Below are 19,080 nucleotides of genomic sequence, written 5' to 3' on the forward strand. Positions count from 1 at the left end.
GTGTGGAGTCGCGGACCTACATCTGCTCGGAGAAGGAAGAGGACGCCGGCCCGACCAACAACTGGGTCGATCCCGCCGAGATGCGTTCGACGATGACCGAGCTCTACCGCGGCAGCATGCGCGGCCGCACGATGTTCGTCATCCCGTTCTGCATGGGCCCGCTGGACTCCGACGATCCCAAGCTCGGTGTCGAGATCACCGACTCCGAGTACGTCGTGCTGTCGATGAAGATCATGACCCGCGTCGGCCCCCGCGTCCTGGAGATCCTGGGCGAGGAGGGCTTCTTCGTGAAGGCCCTGCATTCCGTCGGTGCGCCCCTCGAGGACGGCCAGGCCGACGTGCCGTGGCCCTGCAACACCGAGAAGTACATCACCCACTTCCCCGAGACCCGCGAGATCTGGTCGTTCGGATCGGGCTACGGCGGCAACGCGCTGCTCGGCAAGAAGTGCTACGCCCTGCGCATCGCCTCGGTCATCGCCCGCGACGAGGGGTGGATGGCCGAGCACATGCTGATCCTCAAGCTGACCAGCCCGGCGAACAAGGTGTACTACATCGCCGCCGCGTTCCCGAGTGCCTGTGGCAAGACCAACCTCGCGATGCTCCAGCCGACGATCCCCGGCTGGAAGGCCGAGACCGTGGGCGACGACATCGCCTGGATGCGCTTCGGCGAGGACGGCCGGCTGTACGCGATCAACCCCGAATTCGGTTTCTTCGGTGTCGCTCCCGGCACCAGCTACGACTCGAACCCGAACGCGATGAAGACCATCGAGGCCGGAAACACCCTCTACACCAACGTCGCTCGCACCGACGACGGCGACATCTGGTGGGAGGACATCGACGGCCCGGCGCCCGCGCACCTCACCGACTGGCTCGGCAACGACTGGACACCGGAGTCCGATCACAAGGCCGCGCACCCGAATTCGCGCTACTGCACCCCGATCTCGCAGTGCCCGTCGCTGGCCGACGAGTGGGATGACCCGAAGGGCGTGCCGATCTCGGCGATCCTGTTCGGCGGCCGCCGCAAGACCACGGTGCCGCTGGTGACGGAGGCCCGCGACTGGCAGACCGGTGTCTTCATGGGCGCCACCGTGGGCTCCGAGCAGACCGCTGCTGCCGAGGGCAAGGTCGGCACCGTGCGCCGCGACCCGATGGCGATGCTGCCGTTCATGGGCTACCACGTCGGGGACTACCTGCAGCACTGGGTGAACATCGGCAAGAATGCCGACGAGTCGAAGCTGCCGAAGGTGTTCTACGTCAACTGGTTCCGTCGGGGCGACGACAAGCGCTTCCTGTGGCCCGGATTCGGCGAGAACAGCCGCGTGCTGAAGTGGATCATCGAGCGCATCGAGGGTGAGGCCGAGGGTGTCGAGACCCCCATCGGCATCGTCGCGAAGCCGGAGTCGATCGACGTCAGCGGTCTGGACGTGCCTGCGGAGGACGTCGCGGAGGCGCTCGCCTTCAAGCCCGACGAGTGGCGCGAGGAGATCCCGTCCATCGAGGAGCTGTTCGACTTCGTCGGCGAGAAGCTGCCGAGCTCGTTGCGCGACGAGCTCGACGGTCTGAAGCAGCGCCTGGCCTGACGCGGCCTTGCTGCGCGGTTCCGGGGCTGAACGTACGGATGGGTCTGAAGTGACGGTTGAGGTATCGTGCCCCTCATGAAACTACGTCTGTGGGGCGCCTCGGTCGCCGCTGCCTGCGTGCTGGTACTGGGGTCGTCGATCGCGGTCCAACCGGCTTCGGCGACACCGTCTTCCGGGGCCGGGGTCACGGCGTTCTTCACGGATTCGACGACGATCGGGAACGGGCTTCCCACCGTCAATCGGATCTCCGGCATCGATCGGACCGGTAACGGCAACTACGTGATGATCGCCGAGGACGTGCTTCCGGCCCGGTTCTTCACGGCGTCGATCGGGTACACCTCCGTGACCGCGTCCTTCATCGGACAGCCGCGGATCAACGGCGGCGGCACGGTCCTCGGCCCGTGGTTCCTCCCGTTGCTGCCCGGACAGGCCCAGTTCGAGGGCATCCGCCAGTCCGCGGGCGGTTACACGGTCGTCAGCGGCGGCAACAACCAGTTCGTCCGGCAGATCGGGCCGATCGGACAGGTCCTCCGCGACCTTCCGCTCCCCTCGGTCTGGCGTCCGTCGTCGAAGTCGGGTCTGGCAGGCCAGCGCGGACTCACCGGCGTGGCCGTCGGACCCCAGGGCCAGGTCAGCGTCCTGACCGCCGGCGGACTCCGGCAGGACGCCGCACGATCGGCCCGTCTGCTGACCTTCGGCAAGACCAATCGCGAGTTCGTCTATCGCACCGACGCCAACAAGGTGGCCGCCGATGTGCTGGCCATCAACTCGACGGACTTCCTCGTGCTCGAACGTGGCCCGGGCAAGCTGTCGAACATCTTCTGGACGACGACCCGGGGCGCCACCTCGGTGACGAACAAGAAGAAGCTGAGCGGACGGGAGAAGGCGATGACCAAGCGTCGGATCTTCTCGACCACCGCGACGCCGCACCTGCTCACCGGCAACATGTCGGGACTCGCCTGGGGTAACTGGCACCCCGACAACCCGTTCGCGAAGACCCGCACCCGCACCCTTCTCGTGGTGTCGGACAACGTCGGATCGCCCAACCGCCTCCACTCGTTCGAAGTCCAGATCCCGAAGTGACCCGCCCCTGAATCGAAGGAACGACCCACCCCACTGCTCCCTGAGGAGCGCCCGGAGCTTGCGGAGGCCGCCACCCCACTGCTCCCTGAGGAGCGTCCGAAGCTTGCGGAGGGCGCGTCACGAAGGGTCTTCGCAACCCGGCTCACCAAGACCCTTCGTGACGCTCGCAAGCTCGCTCCTCAGGGAGCAGGTGGAGACGCTCCCTGAGGAGTGTCCGGAGCTTGCGGAGGACACGTTTCGAAGGGTCGGCAGTGCCCAACGTCACTGCCGTCAGGGTGGGGTCAGGGTGTTACCTGATGGCCAACCGGCGCAGGATTTGGCACCGTTGAGGGCATGACGACGACTGATGTGGCCGCTCGAGACGACGGTGGCGATGATTCCGGGACGCCGAAGCACGCGGTTGCTGCCGGGGCAGACAACCTTTCCAAGCGGTACGGCGTCGGCGACACCGCCGTCGAGGCACTGAAGAGCGTCTCCATCTCGTTCCGGGAGGGTGAGTTCACCGCCATCATGGGCCCGTCGGGGTCGGGCAAATCCACCCTGATGCACTGCCTCGCCGGTCTCGACGTCGCGAGCGACGGCAAGGTGTTCATCGGCGACACCGATCTCACCGCGTTGTCGGACAAGGCGATGACGATGCTGCGTCGCGACCGCATCGGCTTCGTGTTCCAGGCGTTCAACCTCGTGCCGACGCTGACGGCCAAGGAGAACATCACGTTGCCGGTCGACATCGCCGGCCGCACCGTCGACACCGAGTGGTTCGACGCCGTGGTGGCCCGACTCGGGATCACCGACCGGCTCGGACACCTGCCGAGCGAACTGTCCGGCGGCCAGCAGCAGCGCGTGGCCTGTGCTCGTGCGCTGATCGGGAAGCCGTCGATCATCTTCGGCGACGAGCCGACGGGCAACCTCGACTCCCGCTCCTCGGGCGAGGTGCTGTCGATCCTGCGGGCGGCGACCGACGAGTTCAAGCAGACCGTCGTCATCGTGACCCACGATCCGCGCGCGGCGTCGTACGCCGATCGAGTGGTGTTCCTGGCCGACGGCCAGATCGTGCAGGAGCTCTCCCGGCCCTCGGCCGACGACGTCTTCGAGGTCATGAAGAACCTCGACAACGTGCCTGCGCCCGACACCGCCGAAGCGCTCTGAGCCGTGGCGTCCTCCACGGTGATGCGCCGGGTCTCGCTACGGAACCTGCGCGCACACAAGCTCCGGCTGTTCCTCACCCTCTTCTCGATCGTCCTCGGGACCTCGTTCGTGGCCGGGTCGATCGTGTTCACCGGGTCCATCTCGAAGGCCTTCAACGACATCTTCGACAGTGCGGCGCAGGGTGTCGCGGTCGAGGTGACCCCAGCCGACCAGCAGTCACCGGGTGTGCCGAACACGATCGTGGACCAGCTCCGCGACCAGCGCGCCCAGTTCGGCATCGACAAACTCGTCGTCAACAACAACGGCCTGGTCACGGTCGCCGACTCCGACGGCAAGGCCATCCAGACCGGTGGCGCCCCGAGCGTGGGCAGCACCTACATCCCGCAGGCGGAGGCGCTCGACCCGGACGAGTCGCGGATCCTGCCGGGTGGACGCGGCCCCGAGAACGCCGGCGAGATCGTCTTGAACACCTCGGCGGCCGAGGCCGCGGGGCTGAAGGCCGGGTCGAAGACGAAGATCGTCGTCGGGCAGGGCAACTCGGAGCCACTCGAGGTCACCGTCGTGGGTCTCGTCGACGCGCCCAGCTCGACGGGCGGTTATGTGAACGCCCAGTTCGACGCCGCGACGTCGGCCCGCCTGTTCACCGACGGTGAGCACGTCGGCGTCGTCGACATGTCGGCCGTCGCCGGGGTCACCCCGGAACAGTTGCAGGAACGGATCATCTCCGCACTCGGCGCCGACGCCGATCTCTACGACGTCCGCACCGGCGACCAGGTCCGCGAGGACCAGAAGGCGCAGGTCAACGAGTTCCTGCAGATCTTCCAGTACATCCTGCTGGCGTTCGCCGCGATCGGTCTGGTCGTCGGCACGTTCATCATCTACAACACGTTCTCGATGATCGTCGCGCAGCGGAATCGGGAGTTCGCGCTGCTCCGGGCGGTCGGCGCGAGCCAGCGCCAGGTCTCGCGCTCGGTGCTGTTCGAGGCCTTCGTGGTCGGTGTCCTCGGTGGTGCGCTCGGCCTCGCCATCGGCATCGGGCTGGCGGCCGCCCTGAAGGCCATCACCAGTGCGACATCGGGCCTCCCGGACGGTGAGCTGGCGATCGGTCCGGATGCCATCCTCGCCGGCATCCTGGTCGGCGTCGTGGTGACGATGGTCAGTGCGTGGGTGCCGGCGGCGAGAGCTGCCCGGGTGCCGCCCGTGGAGGCCATGCGCGCATCGGCCGCCGAGGGGTCGGCCTCGTTGCGCAACCGCACGATCATCGGCGCGGTCATCGGGGTTGCCTCGATCGCCGCGATCGTGGTCGGTGCGATGGGCGAAGGTGCCGGCCCGGCGGTGACGGTGGGCGCCGGCGCCGCGGGCGCGGTCCTGTCGGCCGTCCTCATCGGCCCGGCGATCGCGCGCCCGTTCGTCAGCGTGCTCGGCCGGGTCATCGGTGCGCCCTTCGGCATGATCGGGCGCCTTGCCCGGACCAACGCGGTCCGCAACCCGCGGCGTTCGGCCGCGACGGCGTTCGCACTCACCCTCGGGCTGATGCTGGTCGCGATCATCGGCACCCTCGGACAGTCGTTCAAGGGCACGGTCGACGACGCCGTCGACGCCGGCATCACGGCCGACTACATCGTGGCCGGCACCAACCAGTCGCCGCTGCCGCCCGCGGTGACCGGGGCGATCGACGGTGTGCCCGGCGTCGCCGAGGTGGTGTCGTTCGGCATCGTCCAGGCCAAGGTCGACGACAAGTCGGAGACCGGGTTCTCGGCGCTCGGCGGACCGCTGAACAGCGTGACCGTGATGGACATGCAGGACGGCGCGTCGTCGGATCTGCCCGCCGACGGGATGCTGATCAGTGAACGGACCGGCAAGGCGAATGGCTGGCAGCGTGGCGACGTGGTCACGTTCACCTCCGCAACGGGCGAGCAGGTCCAGGTCCCGATCGCCGGCGTCTACGCGGACAACGAGGCGCTGCAACCGTGGGTCGTGGGTCCGGACGTCTACGAGAAACTGGTCCCGCCCTTCGCGCGGGTCAATGTCACGCTCTTCGTGAACGCCGCGCCGGGCACCGACCTCGAGACCCTGCGCACCGATCTGGAGAATGCGACGTCGGACTACCTGACGGTGCAGATCCAGGACCGGGATCAGTTCAAGGGCCAGATCTCGTCGCAGATCGATCAGATGCTCGGCACGCTGTACGCGATGCTCGGGCTGGCACTGCTGATCGCGGTGCTCGGCATCATCAACACGCTCGCGCTGTCGGTGGTCGAACGCAAACGCGAAATCGGGATGTTGCGCGCGATCGGCATGATCCGAGCCCAGGTGCGACGCTCGATCTACCTCGAATCGGTGCTGATCTCGATCTTCGGCGCAGTGCTGGGTGTGCTCCTCGGGACCGCCATCGGCGTCGCGCTGGTGCGCACGCTCGCCGAGTGGGGTCTGGGTGCGCCGGTGATCCCGTGGTCGCTCATCGCGATCACGCTGATCGCGTCGGCGGTCGTCGGGGTGCTGGCCGCGTTGTGGCCGGCCGTCCGAGCGGCGCGCACCGGACCGCTCGAGGCGATCGCCGACATCTGACACAGGCTCGTGGTGGTCGGGTCGGGGATCGACCCGGGATGACAGAATCGTCCGCATGACCCGACCACCAGAGGGCGATCCCAACGATCCGCGGAACGATCCGCCGGAGACCCGTCAGTTCGATCCGGACTTCGACCCGTCGGCACCGCCGTCGCAGGCCTACACCGAGCAGCAGCCCGGACAGCCGTACCCGGGTCCGTACACGGAACCGCACCAGGCCGGTCAGCCCTATCGAGGTCCGTACACCGAACCGCATCAGCCGGGACAGCCGTATCCGGGTCCCTACACCGAACCCCGGTATGGCGACCCCCAGTACACCGGCGCGTCGCCCTATGCTGCTTCGCCCTACGACGCGCCGGCCGGTGGCGAACCGCCCCGCGGTTCCGGGTCGAAGGGCCGGACCATCGGGCTGGCGCTGGTCGCCCTGATCGCGCTCGTGGTCCTGGGTCTCGTCGTCGTGCTGGTCACCCGCTCCGGCGACGGCGACTCCACCAGCGCGGCGTCATCGTCGACCACCGAATCGAGTGCTCCGGCGACGACGAGCGAGACGACGTCGTCGAGCACCCCGACCACCGAGGAGACGACGTCGACCACGACGACGACGCAGCGCTCCGGGACGATCACCTACCAGCTGACCGGAAACGGGGACGTCGTCGCACTGACGTTCACGCGCGGCCAGGGATCGCCGACGGTGATCCCGGCGATCGGCTCGCCGTGGTCCCAGCGGGTGCAGCTCGAGGGAACCCGCGCGAGCATGTCGGCCATCGTGATCCGCGGACCGGTGTCGTGCGCCATCCTCGCCGACGGCGAACAGCTGGCCGCCGCGACCAGTCAGGGCGGCACCCTCAACTGCACCGCGGACCTCGCCGCCGAGTAGCGATCAGGGGACTGAACCCGCTCCCTGAGGAGCGAGCTTGCGAGCGTCACGAAGGGTCTCTCGACCTCGGTCGCGGACGGCACTTCAAAGTCGACGCAGGACGAGCACGAGGTTGGTGCCGAGCACGTCGCGGAGCACCGGCACGCGCATGACCCACCACATCCAGCGCGGGATGTAGCGGGGGAATGCCGCGACGAGGTCGGCGCGCCCGGCACCGGTCGCCGATCGGGCCCAGCGCAGCCCGTCGGCGGCGGAGACCGCGAACAGCGATGTGCCGTACAGGTTCTTGGGCGGATGACCGTGGCGTCGGGTGTACAGCCGGGCCGCCCGATGGCCGCCGAGATAGTGCGTCAGGCCCATCTCGTGGCCGCCGAACGGCCCCCACCAGAGTGTGTAGCTGATGATGACGACGCCGCCGGGACGGGTCACCCGCAGCATCTCGTCGGCCATCTCCCACGGCGTCGGGGTGTGCTCGACGACGTTCGACGACAGGCAGACGTCGACGCATCCGTCGGCGAAGGGCAGGGCCTGGCCGGAGCCGCGGACCGATCCGCGATGCTCGAGCCCACCGGCATGCATCTCGGTGGGATCGGGTTCGACGGAGACGTAGTGCGCGCCGCGGGCCCGGAAGGCGTCGGCGAAGTATCCGGGACCGCCGCCCACGTCGAGGACCACCGATCCGCCCATGTCGGGGACGAACGCCTCGACCATGTCCGCGGTGTCGCCGGCCAGCGCTCCGTAGAAGCGCGCGGGATCGGATTGTTCGTAGCGGAAGTCGTTCAGCAGTCCCGCGGCGCGTCGCAGGGTGGCGAGCCGGGCCATCCGCGCGCCGCCGGGAAGTGAAGTCGTCATCGTCGGGTCACTCTAGTGGGGTGTCTCGGCGACAGGTTCCTCGCCGGGCGGTCGCGCGGCGGATTCCGGTGCTCACGGCGTGGTCGGTAGGCTGACGGACACCATGCGCACACCGTCGAACGTCCTGCTCCTGTGCTGGCGGGACACCCGCCACCCGCAGGGCGGCGGCAGCGAGACCTACCTGGAACGGGTGGGCGCCGAACTGGCTCGACGCGGCGCGAACGTCACCTTCCTCACGTCCGCGTACCCGGGGGCGCCGCGCCACGAGCACCGGGACGGCATGCGGTTCTTCCGCGCCGGCGGTCGGATCAGCGTGTATCCGCTCATGCTCGCGACCATCGTCGCGGGCCGGCTCGGGTTCGGCCCGCTGGCGGGGTGCCGCCCCGACGTCGTCGTGGACACCCAGAACGGTGTCCCGTTCTTCTCGTCGCTCGTCTCACCGGCTCCGACGGTCGTCCTCGTCCATCACTGTCATCGCGAGCAGTGGCCGGTCGCCGGCCGTCTGCTCGGCCACATCGGGTGGTTCCTCGAGTCGCGGGTCTCGCCGCGCGTCCATCGGCGCAACCGATACGTCACGGTCTCGACGCCGTCCAAGTCCGAACTCGTCGCGCTGGGGGTCGATGCCGGGCGGATCGCGGTCGTGCGCAACGGGATCGATCCGGTACCTCAAGGTATCGAGGCGCCCGCGCGCACCGGGGCGTCGACTCCCGGTGTGCCGGTACGGCTCTGCGTGCTGTCGCGGCTGGTGCCCCACAAGCAGGTCGAGGACGCGCTGACCGTACTCGCCCGGCTGCGTCGCGACGGTGTCGACGCCCGTCTCGATGTCATCGGCGGTGGCTGGTGGTCGGACGAATTGCACCGCGCCGCAGCCGAACTCGCGGTGACCGACGCGGTCACCTTCCACGGCCACGTCGACGAACGCCGCAAGCACGAACTGCTCGCCCGGGCCCGGGTCCACCTCATGCCGTCGCGCAAGGAGGGATGGGGCCTCGCGGTCGTCGAAGCCGCCCAGCACGGTGTCCCGACGATCGGTTACCGCAGCGCCGCCGGACTCGCCGACTCCATCGACGACGGGCGCACCGGGCTCCTCGTCGACGGTGTCGACGAACTGGCCAGCGCAACGAGGAAACTCATCGACAATCCGGACGAGGCGCATCGACTCGGCCGGAACGCGCAGACCACGGCGAGTCGCTACTCGTGGTCGGCGACCTGCGACGGGTTCATGGCGACGTTCGACGCCGTGCTGTCCGAGCCGCGCCGCTGATCACACCTACGCCGAGACCGACGAGGCCGGTGATGAGCAACGCGGCCCACACGAGGTGCGCACCGATGGCGATCGCACGGTCGGTGGCGTCCGCGGACCGATCCGCGGCGTCGCTCACCTGATACAGAATCAGGGACGGCCCGTCGAACACGAGGCGTCCGGAGTCCGCGAGTTGGCCAGGTGGAGAACCGTTCTCGACCAGCACCCACCCGACGCCGAGCTCGGCGAGCGCTACCGGTGACCCGCCGGACTCCAGCTCCCGCGTCACCGCTGCGGCATGCTCCCCGGCCGGGTCGATCACCTCGCCGTCCACTCGGAGTTCACCGGATTCGACGACCGGCGCCCGCAGCATCCGTGCGGCGGGATCGAGCGACGGATCGCGCGCGAAGGGGTACTCGCGCACCGTGCCGGGAGGCCACAGGGCGACCGAACCCCGGTCCGGCGGCACGATCTCGGCGACCTGCCGCCACTCGTCGGGATAGTCGATCGCGCGCACCGCACCACCGACCCCCCACGCCAGGTCGGGGAGCGGCGCGACCGCGAGGAGTGCGACCGCGGCGAACGCGAAACCAGACGGGACCCGACGTCTCGCCGCTGCCACGGCCGCTGCCATACACACCGCGACCGCCGGGACGAGAAGTGCGGCGAACTTCTGCGTGTCGCGGAGGAGTCCGCCGCCGCCGACGTGCTCGACGACGAACCCCAGGCCGGTGCGGACCGGTCCGAAAGTGCTCAGCACCAACATGATCGCGGTCACCGCCGCGAGGATGGCGATGGCCCGCACCAGCGGGTCCGACTCCGTGCGACGACGCCACAGGTGACCGGCACCGACCGCGACGACGAGGAGCAGGCCGAGGGTGGCCACCGCGGCCCACCCGATGCTCCGGCTCGCCGGCACCGCATCGGCGTTCCAGATCCCGCCCAGCGACAGGGCCGTACCCACGGGGCCGAGCCACGGCTCGGACCGCAGACCGAATGCCTCCACCCCGGCCGCCGCGGACGTGGTCGGGGCGTCGGAGATGGAAGCCGTCAGCAACCACGGCAGTGTGCTGAGGAGCCAGAGCGCGAGGACGGCCACCGTGGGTCGCAGACCGATCGGACGGGCCACGAGCGCCGTCGCCAGAGTGATCACGGCGAGGACAGAACCAGTGGGGGTCAAGCCTGCGACCGCGAACAGTCCGCCCAGTTGTGAGAACCGGACGGCGTCCGGGCGTTCCCGCAGATCCAGAACCGCGACGAGAATCCACCCCAGTGCCGCATAACCCGCCAGCAGGCTCCAGTGACCCTGGAGAAGACGTTCGGCGACAAACGGATTCCACACCGAGGCGAGCGTGGCCGCCGCGGCACCGGTGCGCCCGGCGCCCGGGACCAGGCGCGCTGCCAGACGTCCGTACCCGACGCCCGCGCACACCAGGGCCGCGGCGAGGACCGCCAGCACGACGATCCCACCGTCGACGACGGTGCTCACCATCGCGAGGAACCAGTCCTGCGGCACGGCGCGAGGCGGCAGGTCACCGATCCCGAGAGTGGTGTCCGTGACATGGGTGCGCGGCGTGGACACCGCATCGCGATACAGCAGGTACCGGTCGCCGGCCCCGGTCAGACCCGGCAGCAGCGGCGCCAGGATCACCGCGGCCGCAGCGACACCGGTGCCGTACAGGACCGGCAGCAGTCGTCGGGGAGTCACCGCGGCGAGCCGATCAGAAGTGGTGGGTATCCGAGGGTGCGGGGGCGTGCACCGGGTCGTCGTCGTAGTCGGATTCGGTGATGCCGTACGACCGCGCCAGATCCAGGATCTTGGTCGCCCGCGCGATCCGCGGCAGGTCGGAGCCGTTGCGGATCTCGCCGCCGTCGCGCTCGAACTCGGCGAAGAACTCGCGCGCCCAGGTGATCTCGTCCTGCGAGGGGGACAGTCCCTCGTTCACCTGCGCGCACTGGCCCGGGGTGAGGCAGATCTTGCCGGTCATGCCGAACTCGGCGCTGACCGCGGTCGCCTCACTGAGTTTGAGCGCGCTCGACCCGACCGTCGGGCCGTCGATGGCGCTCGGCAGGTGGGCGGCCTTCGCGGCGATCGTGAAACGCGAACGGGCATAGGCCAGGGTCTGCGGGTTCTCGCCGAAGCCGGTGTCGCGGCGAAAATCCCCGATACCGAACGCGAGACGGAACGTGCCCTTGGTGGCCGCGATCTCACTGATGCGTTCCAGCCCGCGCGCGGTCTCCACGAGCGCGACGATCGGCAGACCGGGCAGTCGCTTGGCGGTCTCGGTGACGTGGTCGACGGACTCGACCATCGCCAGCATCACCCCGCCGACGCCGGTCTGCGACAGCGCCTCGAGATCATCGGCCCACCACGGTGTGCCGAATCCGTTCACGCGAACCCAGTCTCCGGCGCCGGGGCCGGCCGCGCCCTCCTTCGGCCCGAGCCAACGGACGACGTTGTCGCGCGCGGCGACCTTGTCCTTCGGAGCAACCGCGTCCTCGATGTCCAGCACGACGATGTCGGCGCGCGAACGCGAGGCCGGCTCGAACTTGGCGTAGTGGGAGCCGTTGACCAGCAGCCAGCTCCGGGCCAGCACCGGGTCGATGCGCGAACCGATGTCGGTCGACTCGGCGTCGTAGGTGGGGTTGTCGTCGTACATCACGGTCTCTCGGTCCGGTGGACACGCGCGATCGGGGGGACCCGCGCTCGGCAACAGCCTTCCCATCGTTGCCTATGCCCGACTGCCCGTGCAAAACCCGGCACGCGCGTCCCGCGCGGCGCATCACGGAAGTCCCGCGCGGCACCTCGCGCCCGCCCCGCGCGAGACCGCGGCGGCGTAGTCGGCACACTTGGTCCATGCAGCAGACGCGTCGGACGACGGGCACGGTCGGCGCCGTCGGGTCGGTGGCGATCGGGTCGATGGTGGCCAACGTCTGCATGTACGTGGTGCACCTCGTCGCGAGTGCGCATTTCCTCGACGTCAGCGAATACGGCGAGTTCGCGGTGCTGCTGTCGGCGATGCTCGTACTGGGTGTGCCGGCGATGGCGCTGCAGAACGTCATCGCCCGGGAGGTCGTGCTCGGCGGTGACGAGGGACGGCTCCGCGCACTGGGTGTGGTGACGACGTGCTGGGTCGTCGTCCTCACCGTCGTCGCCACCCCGCTGGTCGCGCTGCTGTTGCGCACCGACGTCGCGACGACGGCCGCGGCACTCGCCTCGGCGCCGCTGCTGGCGCTCATCGCGGCAGGTCAGGGGATTCTGCAGGGGCGCGGCGAGTTCCGGGCGCTGTCCTGGGTGCTGGCCGTTGTCGGAGTCGCACGATCGATGCCGATCATCGGGGCGTTCGCCGCCGGCGCCGGACCGGCCGGTGGGCTGCTGGCCGGGACGCTGGGTGCCGCCGCGTCGGCGGCCGTCGTCTGGCTCGTGGTCTGGTCGATGTCACGGGCCGGACGGCCGGGGCGGGCGCCGTCGGGAGCCGCCGGGGTACTCAGCGTGGTCCGCGCGTCGCAGGTCCAGCTGGTGTTGATCGTCGCGTCGTCGATCGACCTGCTGCTCTCGCCCCGGGTCCTCGACGCCGAGGAGGTCGGGGTGTACGCCCTCGGGGCGATCGCGACGAAGGTGGCCTTCTGGCTCCCGCAGGCGATCGGCGTCGTCTTCTATCCGCGCCTCGCCGACCCCGCACGGTCGTCGGCCTCGTTGCGTCAGGCGGTGACGGTGGTCGCCGGGATCGGGGTCGTCCTGACCGTGCTGGCGGGCGCGGCCGGCCCGGTCGTCCCGTTCGTCTTCGGGGACGGCTACGACGCCTTGGTGCCGATCCTGTGGCTCTTCGCCTACGTCGGCGCCGCGCTCGCCGTCCTGCAGGTCGTTCTGCTGTCGGCGATCGCGCGCGACCGGACGCGCGTGGCGCTCGGCACCTGGCTGGTCGTGGGCGCCGAGGTGCTGATCATCGTCACCCTCACCGGCTCGGTGGTCGGGGTCGCGGGCACCGCGGCCGTGGCCGCCACGATCGCCGCGCTGGGGACGTGGGCGGTCGCGCGCTGAGTTGAGGTCGGACGTTGCCGAGTGCCCGAAGTTTCGGCAGTGTTGTGTCATGAGCGACAACGAGAGCACACAGGTCACTGTCCAACGCACGATCGAGGCGCCCGTCGACGCGGTGTTCGACGTCCTCTCCAATCCCGAGCGGCATCAGGCGCTCGACGGTTCGGGTTTCATCCGCGGCGTGGACCACGCCGATCGCATCCAGCAGGTCGGTGACGTGTTCACGATGAACATGTCGGGCGACCACATGGGCGGCGACTACAAGACCGACAACCATGTCACCGGTTACGTCAAGGACAAGCTGCTGGCATGGCAGACCGCCCCCGCCGGCACCGAGCCGCCCGGGTGGGAATGGCTGTGGGAGTTGGAGTCCCAGGGTCCGAACGAGACGCTGGTGCGCCACACCTACGACTGGTCGAAGGTCACCGACAAGAAGCTGCTCGAGAAGGTCAAGTTCCCGCTCGTCACCGAGCACCAGCTGAACGACACCCTCGGCAGGCTCGCCGCCGAGTCGACCTCCTGAGCAAGCACGTATATAGGCGCTATTACTTCGACCAGGATTAACCCATCATTGAGCACGCTGAATTGGTGTCCCATGACTGAGTTACCCGGTTGGGGCGCGCATGTACGAACATCTCTGAACCGCCCCTGTGACAACAACAGGGGCGGTTCCTAAGACGACCTGAGGTAGCCTAGGAATGGTGACGGGCTAGTTCGCCGGGTTCCGTACTGAGTTGCCCTACTTTGAGATCGTGTGAGAAGTAGTGCTCGGCGTGCGCGTGTTACTGCGACATAGAACGTACGGAGCTCCGCGCGTGTCTCCTCTGCTGATTGAGCCCTAAAGTCCGGGATTTGTCCGTCGTTCATTCCAACTAGGGCAACCGCACGGAACTCACGACCTTGGGCTTTGTGAATAGTCAGTAGTCGAACCCCCGGCGCCAAATCGTCGCCGCGTTGCTGCCTAGAGCAGAATAGTTTGAAGGCGGACCACGTCACGTCATTTCGGTCGACAGACTGGTCGAATTCAATCCACGATTCACGAAGCTGATTTACATCCGCCTGCCAAGACGCGAGCTGGCTATATTCGGTGTTCGATGGAACTGGCAGACGCTCTAGAGTAGCGACGAACTCTCCGAGAGTATGTGCCCCACACAGAGGTGCGAGCATGGCGACTGTTGGATCGGTACTGCGCTTGAGTTGTGTGTACAGGTCATCTGCGTGGGTCACAAGGGACGAGTCGACGCCTAGTAAGCGCGCTAGTTGCCAGTGCACCGATTGGTGACGATTGGCTGCGCGAAGGCCAATAATCTCGAAGACAATTTTTCCGGGTGTGCTGTCTAGCCAGTCGTCAGCTCCACTCGAGGAGACCCACGGAATACCTCGTGCTGTCAGCTGTTGAGCAACCTGACGCAGCGCGGTCGCGGAACGTCCCAAAATGGCAATCTCCTCAGCTGTAATGGCTGCCACGTCTGAGGGAGCGAGGGCATCTCTTGGGAGTCCGTTCGAAATCAAATTGTCGACCCAGGCAGCGACAATTTCTCCTTCGTGTTCTTCGTCCCTAGCTTCGTTAAATAGGACTGATCCGGGCGCTTGATTGTGAGTCTCAACAGATTCAGAGTTTCTGTGCCCGAGTGCCTGGGCGATCGTGTGCGCAAGCCGAGAAATTGCTATTGCTGATCTGAAATTGGCGCTGAGGTAATACGTCCGCGCTCCATATTCAACAATGAACTTGTTGATTAATCGGGGATCGGCGCCCGCGAAACTGACAATTGATTGTTTATCGTCACCCACTAGCATTACAGATTGAATGTTCGCGGCGCTGGGTTCTCCTATAAGCGCTGTCAAGAGATCGTACTGGGCGGGAGTCAAGTTCTGTGCCTCGTCAACGATGAGGTGCCCGTACACTCGAGAAATTTGCCTTCTAGTCGATTTGACCTCGAACAACTTTTGAGCAGCTGACAAGAGTGCAGGATAGTCGAGCGCACGGGAATTCGACAGTGCGGCTTCCCACTCGTCCACAAGGCCGCCCCCCTGGTTGCGAGCGCGGCGAATATCGAGGTCCCGAAGGGTGGCTTTTATGTCATTCGGGGCCGATGCTCCCTGATCCTCGAGCCAACGGGTCAGCAGTTCAGCGCGATCCTCGTCCCGTGTTAGGAGCTCAGGTTCTACCGGCAAGCCGATCTTGGTGCCATGTTCTCGAATGATTGTGTAGGCAAACCCGTGGACCGTATCGGTTTCGACTCTCGACGCCAGTGCGCCAAGGCGCTCACTCAGTCGGGAGCGCAATTCATCTGCCGCCTTCTTTGTGTACGACAATGCGAGAATCTTCTGCCCGTCGCTCGTGCTCTCCTGTAACAGGCGTTGTGCTCGACGAGCGACGACCTCGGTCTTTCCGCTTCCAGCGCTAGCAATGACTGCCATTGCAGACTCAGCAGCCATCACCGCAGTAAGTTGCTCGTCACTTAGCGGCGGCTGAGGATCTTCGGGACTACCCTTGTATGGCATTACAACTCCTGCTGTAGTCGTTCGATCAGGATCCTCAATGGCTCCGGCCAGTCTGCGATATCTGGGTACTCCGCGATGAGCCTACTTGCCAGCGAGACGCCGACGCTGCCTTTGACCTTCTTAAGGGCCTTGTGAAGCGGCATCGAGTCGGAGATGTCCGAGCGGACATCTTTGCAGGCGGCTCGACATAGTTCAGAGTCGAAAGTGGTCATCATGGACTCAAAAGCACCGTCGGTTGACTTGGTTCCACCAGTGTTCTCTATCCAAATTAATCTGGATGGATCGCTGTCGCCCTGATCGTGGAGTAAGGTCGTCGCCGCCGCCTTGCCGGAAGGGTCGCTATCGGCAAACACGTACCACGGGGTCTCGGTCAAGGTTGCGAATTTCACCGCAGCTGTCGCAACTGGGCTTGCAAGGCTCTCCGGATCGACTACGCAGATGCCGTGAGCGCGATGCTGCAAGGCGTATCGAACCACCACGGGAAGGAATGCGCGCTCAGTTGCGCCGTCCCCGATGATCACTGCGGTCGCAAAAACCATCTCTCCAAAAGGTCTTTCCACCAGCCGTTTTAGGGTCTCCATTTCCGCCGTATGAAGATCAGGTCGCAGCGCTCGGTGGGGTGCGTCAGCCGCGGTCGCCGCAGGACCAAGATCAATGATCCTCAGACCCGCTGTCTGCTTTCTCAGCAGCCGGATGCTACGGGGGGGAACGGCAGTGACCAGCTGGGCTGAATGTGTGGACACTACCTTTTGGCCACGGAGAGATACGAGCAGCTCGCACAGTTCCAGGGCCGCCTGTGGGTGCAGGTGGGCCTCAGGTTCTTCAACCAATGACACGGGATGCGGCGCTAGCGCAGATCCGTCCTTTCCCAAGCGGCGGTCGTACAAGACACCTTGCACCTGCAGCGAGGCTAAACTGCGTGAACCCGATCCGTGCATACGGATTGGCAACGCGCCAGAACCGGTGTCTAAGTCGACCGACACGGACCGCGCGAGCTCGTCAAGGGTCATGGGAAGCGGATTTAGGTGGGGCGCTCCCATGCTGCCAATTAATCTGTGGAGACCGTCGAGCGCTTCGCGCAAAGACATGAGGGTGTTGCTGCCGGAAATGATGCTTGCGCCAAGCGCCGTCAACCCGTCCTCGATCTCCTGACGATTACTTTCTGTAAACTCGAGATCGCTTAGTATCTTTCTTATCGGTGATCCTCGCCTGCTCAGTTCCTCGACCATGTCCCGCTTTGTGTCGATCAATTCCGCGGCAAACAGAGAACGCTGGTCCGCGTTCAGAGCCCGAGCGTCTGTGCGTTGTGTCCACCGTCTATTTGTTACGTCAAATGTTAATAGGCGAGTTTCGGCGAAAGCGCCGAGGCCTTCCGCGGAGCGACGGACATATGTTCGCCATGCGAAGCGTTCGCGGAGCGGTTCTTCTTGTAGGGTCTGCACCCCGGTTCCGAGCTTGCGTCCGACGTTGTCTTCGAATGACTCGTCTGCGGGATCCCCTCCAGACAGGCGAGGCGCGAGAACGACATCGATATACGGCTCGAGTTCCTGTCCGACAGTAAAATCGTCAGGATCGGCTCGGCGACCTCCAAGTGCAAGGTTCAGGGCGGAGAGTATTCGTGACTTGCCAGCATTGTTGTGTCCTGCCAGGAGGGTTAGGTCCGGTTCTAACTCCAGCTTGCATTCGTCGATTCCACGAAAGCCATGTACCTCGAGGCGCTCGATATACACTTCCGCGAACCGGCCGGGGTTCGTTGGGGGCGACACCGCCGAGGTAGGGGCGCCATCTGCGCTCTCGTCGGTTGAGGCCTCAGGCATGGCGTCGGGCTCCTAATGGCTGTTGATGGCTACGGGAGTACATTGAACCACTGCTGCCTGACAAGGTGAGAACTGCATTTTTCAGGAGTTTTGTCTCCTTCGCTGCCGGTTGCACACGTCTTGACCGGGCCCCAGTAACTCTCGGAGAACGTCTACGGGGTCTACGCGAGGACACTCCGGCGCCGGAACCGGGCGGGTAGCCAGGCCGGGTTGATTAGTATCAATCCGGCCACCAGTGCCACCAGGCCCAGGACCGCGGTGCCGATCGGTACGAGCCGGCCCCAGATCAGGATCGGGGACGCGAGATCGTCGGCCAGGTCCGTCATTCGGGCCTGCGTGTCGTCGTCGTAGCCGAAAGTCGCGCGCAGATGCGGCAATTCGAAGTCGGCCGGGACGCCGGGGATGCCGTCGGGGAAGCGGTACGCCTCGTCGACGGTGATCGTGGCGTCGACAATGGTGCCGGTCCGGGTGTCGACGGCGAGATCCCACGAACTCCGGTGATGGAGGCTCACGGTCAACGGCCGGCTCGAGTCGCCGAACCCGAACCACGACGTCGGACGCGTGATCGAGACATTCGTGCCGACCGGTCGACCCAGCGCCTCGCGGGCGAGGTCGGTGTCAGGGACCTCGGCGCGGAACCGTGCGACGTCGCGACCCTGCACCTCGGTGTCACCGTCGTGGACCAACGGCACGGTGGTGCGGGTGATCGGGTCGAAGAACTCGCGGTCGGCGGTCGCCGTGTCGAAGGGCAGCAGATAGGTGACGCCGCGACGGTCCGGGACGAGCACCGCGGCCTGACCGCTGTCGTACTGGATCTCCGACGCCCCGCGGGCGGCGAGTCGGGGCAGCGCGTTCTTCCGGTCGAGTGTGACCCTGTCCTTGATGGCATTCACGGTCGCCTCGTTGCACGGTTGTGCCGGGTCATCGGCATCGACACCGGGGCGCGGATCGCCGGGGTCGACCTCCCGATCGTCGATGCGCAGCTTCTCGGCCTGGATCGACGTGCCGGCCTGCAGCGTCACCCGGTGTTCGTCGGACGGCTGCACCGCCACGACGCGCTGCTGCCGGACGAGGTCGGCGCCGACGGTACGGGCCGTCCGGGTCTCCAGCGAGCACCGGTCGAAGATCGTCGCGTCGTCGGCGGTGGCGACGGTGGTGAAGTCGGTGCTCAGCGGGATCGTGCGGAACCCGCCGACGAGCAGGGTGGGCAGCGCGATCGTCACCGCGAGCAGGAACGCGCCGACAAAGATCAGCGTCGGTCCCGCGAGGTCCGCCGTCGACCAGCGATGGGGCTCCGGGTGCGACGAGGAGGACGGCGAGGACATGGTGGCGAGGGTACGCAACGCCTCCCGGCTACCCTGTCAGCA

General features: G+C 66.8%; 14 protein-coding genes. 8 read left to right on the forward strand and 6 right to left on the reverse strand.

The genetic code is table 11. The annotated features are described in order from the left end of the window. The 5 genes from ACFVHY_RS07000 to ACFVHY_RS07020 form a co-directional block, all read left to right on the forward strand. The coding region (locus ACFVHY_RS07000; RefSeq protein WP_390270068.1) for a phosphoenolpyruvate carboxykinase (GTP) at nt 1–1,580 on the forward strand (1,580 nt) is incomplete at its 5' end. A 75-nt stretch (nt 1,581–1,655) separates the two neighbouring features. After that, nucleotides 1,656–2,663 (forward strand): esterase-like activity of phytase family protein, encoded by a 1,008-nt coding sequence (locus tag ACFVHY_RS07005; RefSeq protein WP_390270071.1) that lies wholly within the window; start codon nt 1,656–1,658, stop codon nt 2,661–2,663. Between the two features lie 333 nt (nt 2,664–2,996). Further along, on the forward strand, nt 2,997–3,812 hold the full coding sequence (locus tag ACFVHY_RS07010) for an ABC transporter ATP-binding protein (RefSeq protein WP_277243527.1): 816 nt from the start codon (nt 2,997–2,999) through the stop codon (nt 3,810–3,812). A 21-nt stretch (nt 3,813–3,833) separates the two neighbouring features. Next, nucleotides 3,834–6,380: an ABC transporter permease gene (locus tag ACFVHY_RS07015; protein WP_390270379.1), complete on the forward strand. Its 2,547-nt coding sequence runs from the start codon at nt 3,834–3,836 to the stop codon at nt 6,378–6,380. A gap of 55 nt (nt 6,381–6,435) precedes the next feature. Then, nucleotides 6,436–7,257 carry a hypothetical protein gene (locus ACFVHY_RS07020; RefSeq protein WP_390270075.1) on the forward strand — a complete coding sequence of 274 codons (822 nt, stop codon included), beginning with the start codon at nt 6,436–6,438 and terminating at the stop codon, nt 7,255–7,257. An 84-nt stretch (nt 7,258–7,341) separates the two neighbouring features. On the opposite strand, the gene ACFVHY_RS07025 is transcribed toward ACFVHY_RS07020, so the two are convergent. Then, entirely contained in the window at nt 7,342–8,109 is a 768-nt protein-coding gene (locus tag ACFVHY_RS07025) for a class I SAM-dependent methyltransferase (RefSeq protein WP_390270078.1), read from the reverse strand. Between the two features lie 103 nt (nt 8,110–8,212). Here ACFVHY_RS07025 and ACFVHY_RS07030 point away from each other — a divergent pair, with 103 nt between their 5' ends. Continuing rightward, nucleotides 8,213–9,373 carry a glycosyltransferase family 4 protein gene (locus ACFVHY_RS07030; protein WP_390270081.1) on the forward strand — a complete coding sequence of 387 codons (1,161 nt, stop codon included), beginning with the start codon at nt 8,213–8,215 and terminating at the stop codon, nt 9,371–9,373. Here the strand turns inward: ACFVHY_RS07030 and ACFVHY_RS07035 are convergent. Both ACFVHY_RS07035 and ACFVHY_RS07040 read right to left on the reverse strand, forming a co-directional pair. Next, nucleotides 9,330–11,060: a hypothetical protein gene (locus ACFVHY_RS07035; RefSeq protein WP_390270083.1), complete on the reverse strand. Its 1,731-nt coding sequence runs from the start codon at nt 11,058–11,060 to the stop codon at nt 9,330–9,332. The two genes, ACFVHY_RS07030 and ACFVHY_RS07035, sit on opposite strands and share 44 nt — an antisense overlap. A gap of 13 nt (nt 11,061–11,073) precedes the next feature. After that, entirely contained in the window at nt 11,074–12,012 is a 939-nt protein-coding gene (locus ACFVHY_RS07040) for an HpcH/HpaI aldolase/citrate lyase family protein (RefSeq protein ID WP_390270382.1), read from the reverse strand. 197 nt (nt 12,013–12,209) lie between these two features. Here ACFVHY_RS07040 and ACFVHY_RS07045 point away from each other — a divergent pair, with 197 nt between their 5' ends. Together ACFVHY_RS07045 and ACFVHY_RS07050 are read left to right on the forward strand one after the other, a co-directional pair. Continuing rightward, entirely contained in the window at nt 12,210–13,394 is a 1,185-nt protein-coding gene (locus tag ACFVHY_RS07045) for a polysaccharide biosynthesis protein (protein WP_390270086.1), read from the forward strand. Nucleotides 13,395–13,443: 49 nt separating this feature from the next. Further along, nucleotides 13,444–13,914: an SRPBCC family protein gene (locus tag ACFVHY_RS07050; RefSeq protein WP_390270089.1), complete on the forward strand. Its 471-nt coding sequence runs from the start codon at nt 13,444–13,446 to the stop codon at nt 13,912–13,914. Between the two features lie 149 nt (nt 13,915–14,063). Here ACFVHY_RS07050 and ACFVHY_RS07055 read toward each other — a convergent pair whose 3' ends face one another. The 3 genes from ACFVHY_RS07055 to ACFVHY_RS07065 all read right to left on the reverse strand — a co-directional run bounded on the left by ACFVHY_RS07055 (nt 14,064) and on the right by ACFVHY_RS07065 (nt 19,038). Continuing rightward, on the reverse strand, nt 14,064–15,896 hold the full coding sequence (locus tag ACFVHY_RS07055) for an ATP-dependent helicase (protein WP_390270092.1): 1,833 nt from the start codon (nt 15,894–15,896) through the stop codon (nt 14,064–14,066). After that, nucleotides 15,896–17,713 (reverse strand): AAA family ATPase, encoded by a 1,818-nt coding sequence (locus ACFVHY_RS07060; protein WP_390270094.1) that lies wholly within the window; start codon nt 17,711–17,713, stop codon nt 15,896–15,898. Before ACFVHY_RS07060 ends, ACFVHY_RS07055 begins: the two co-directional genes overlap by 1 nt. A 161-nt stretch (nt 17,714–17,874) precedes the next feature. Continuing rightward, nucleotides 17,875–19,038 carry a DUF3068 domain-containing protein gene (locus ACFVHY_RS07065; protein ID WP_390270097.1) on the reverse strand — a complete coding sequence of 388 codons (1,164 nt, stop codon included), beginning with the start codon at nt 19,036–19,038 and terminating at the stop codon, nt 17,875–17,877. Nucleotides 19,039–19,080: the final 42 nt, after the last annotated feature.

It is taken from the genome of Gordonia sp. NPDC127522 (genome assembly GCF_042672305.1).
Taxonomy (GTDB): Bacteria; Actinomycetota; Actinomycetes; order Mycobacteriales; family Mycobacteriaceae; genus Gordonia; species Gordonia hongkongensis.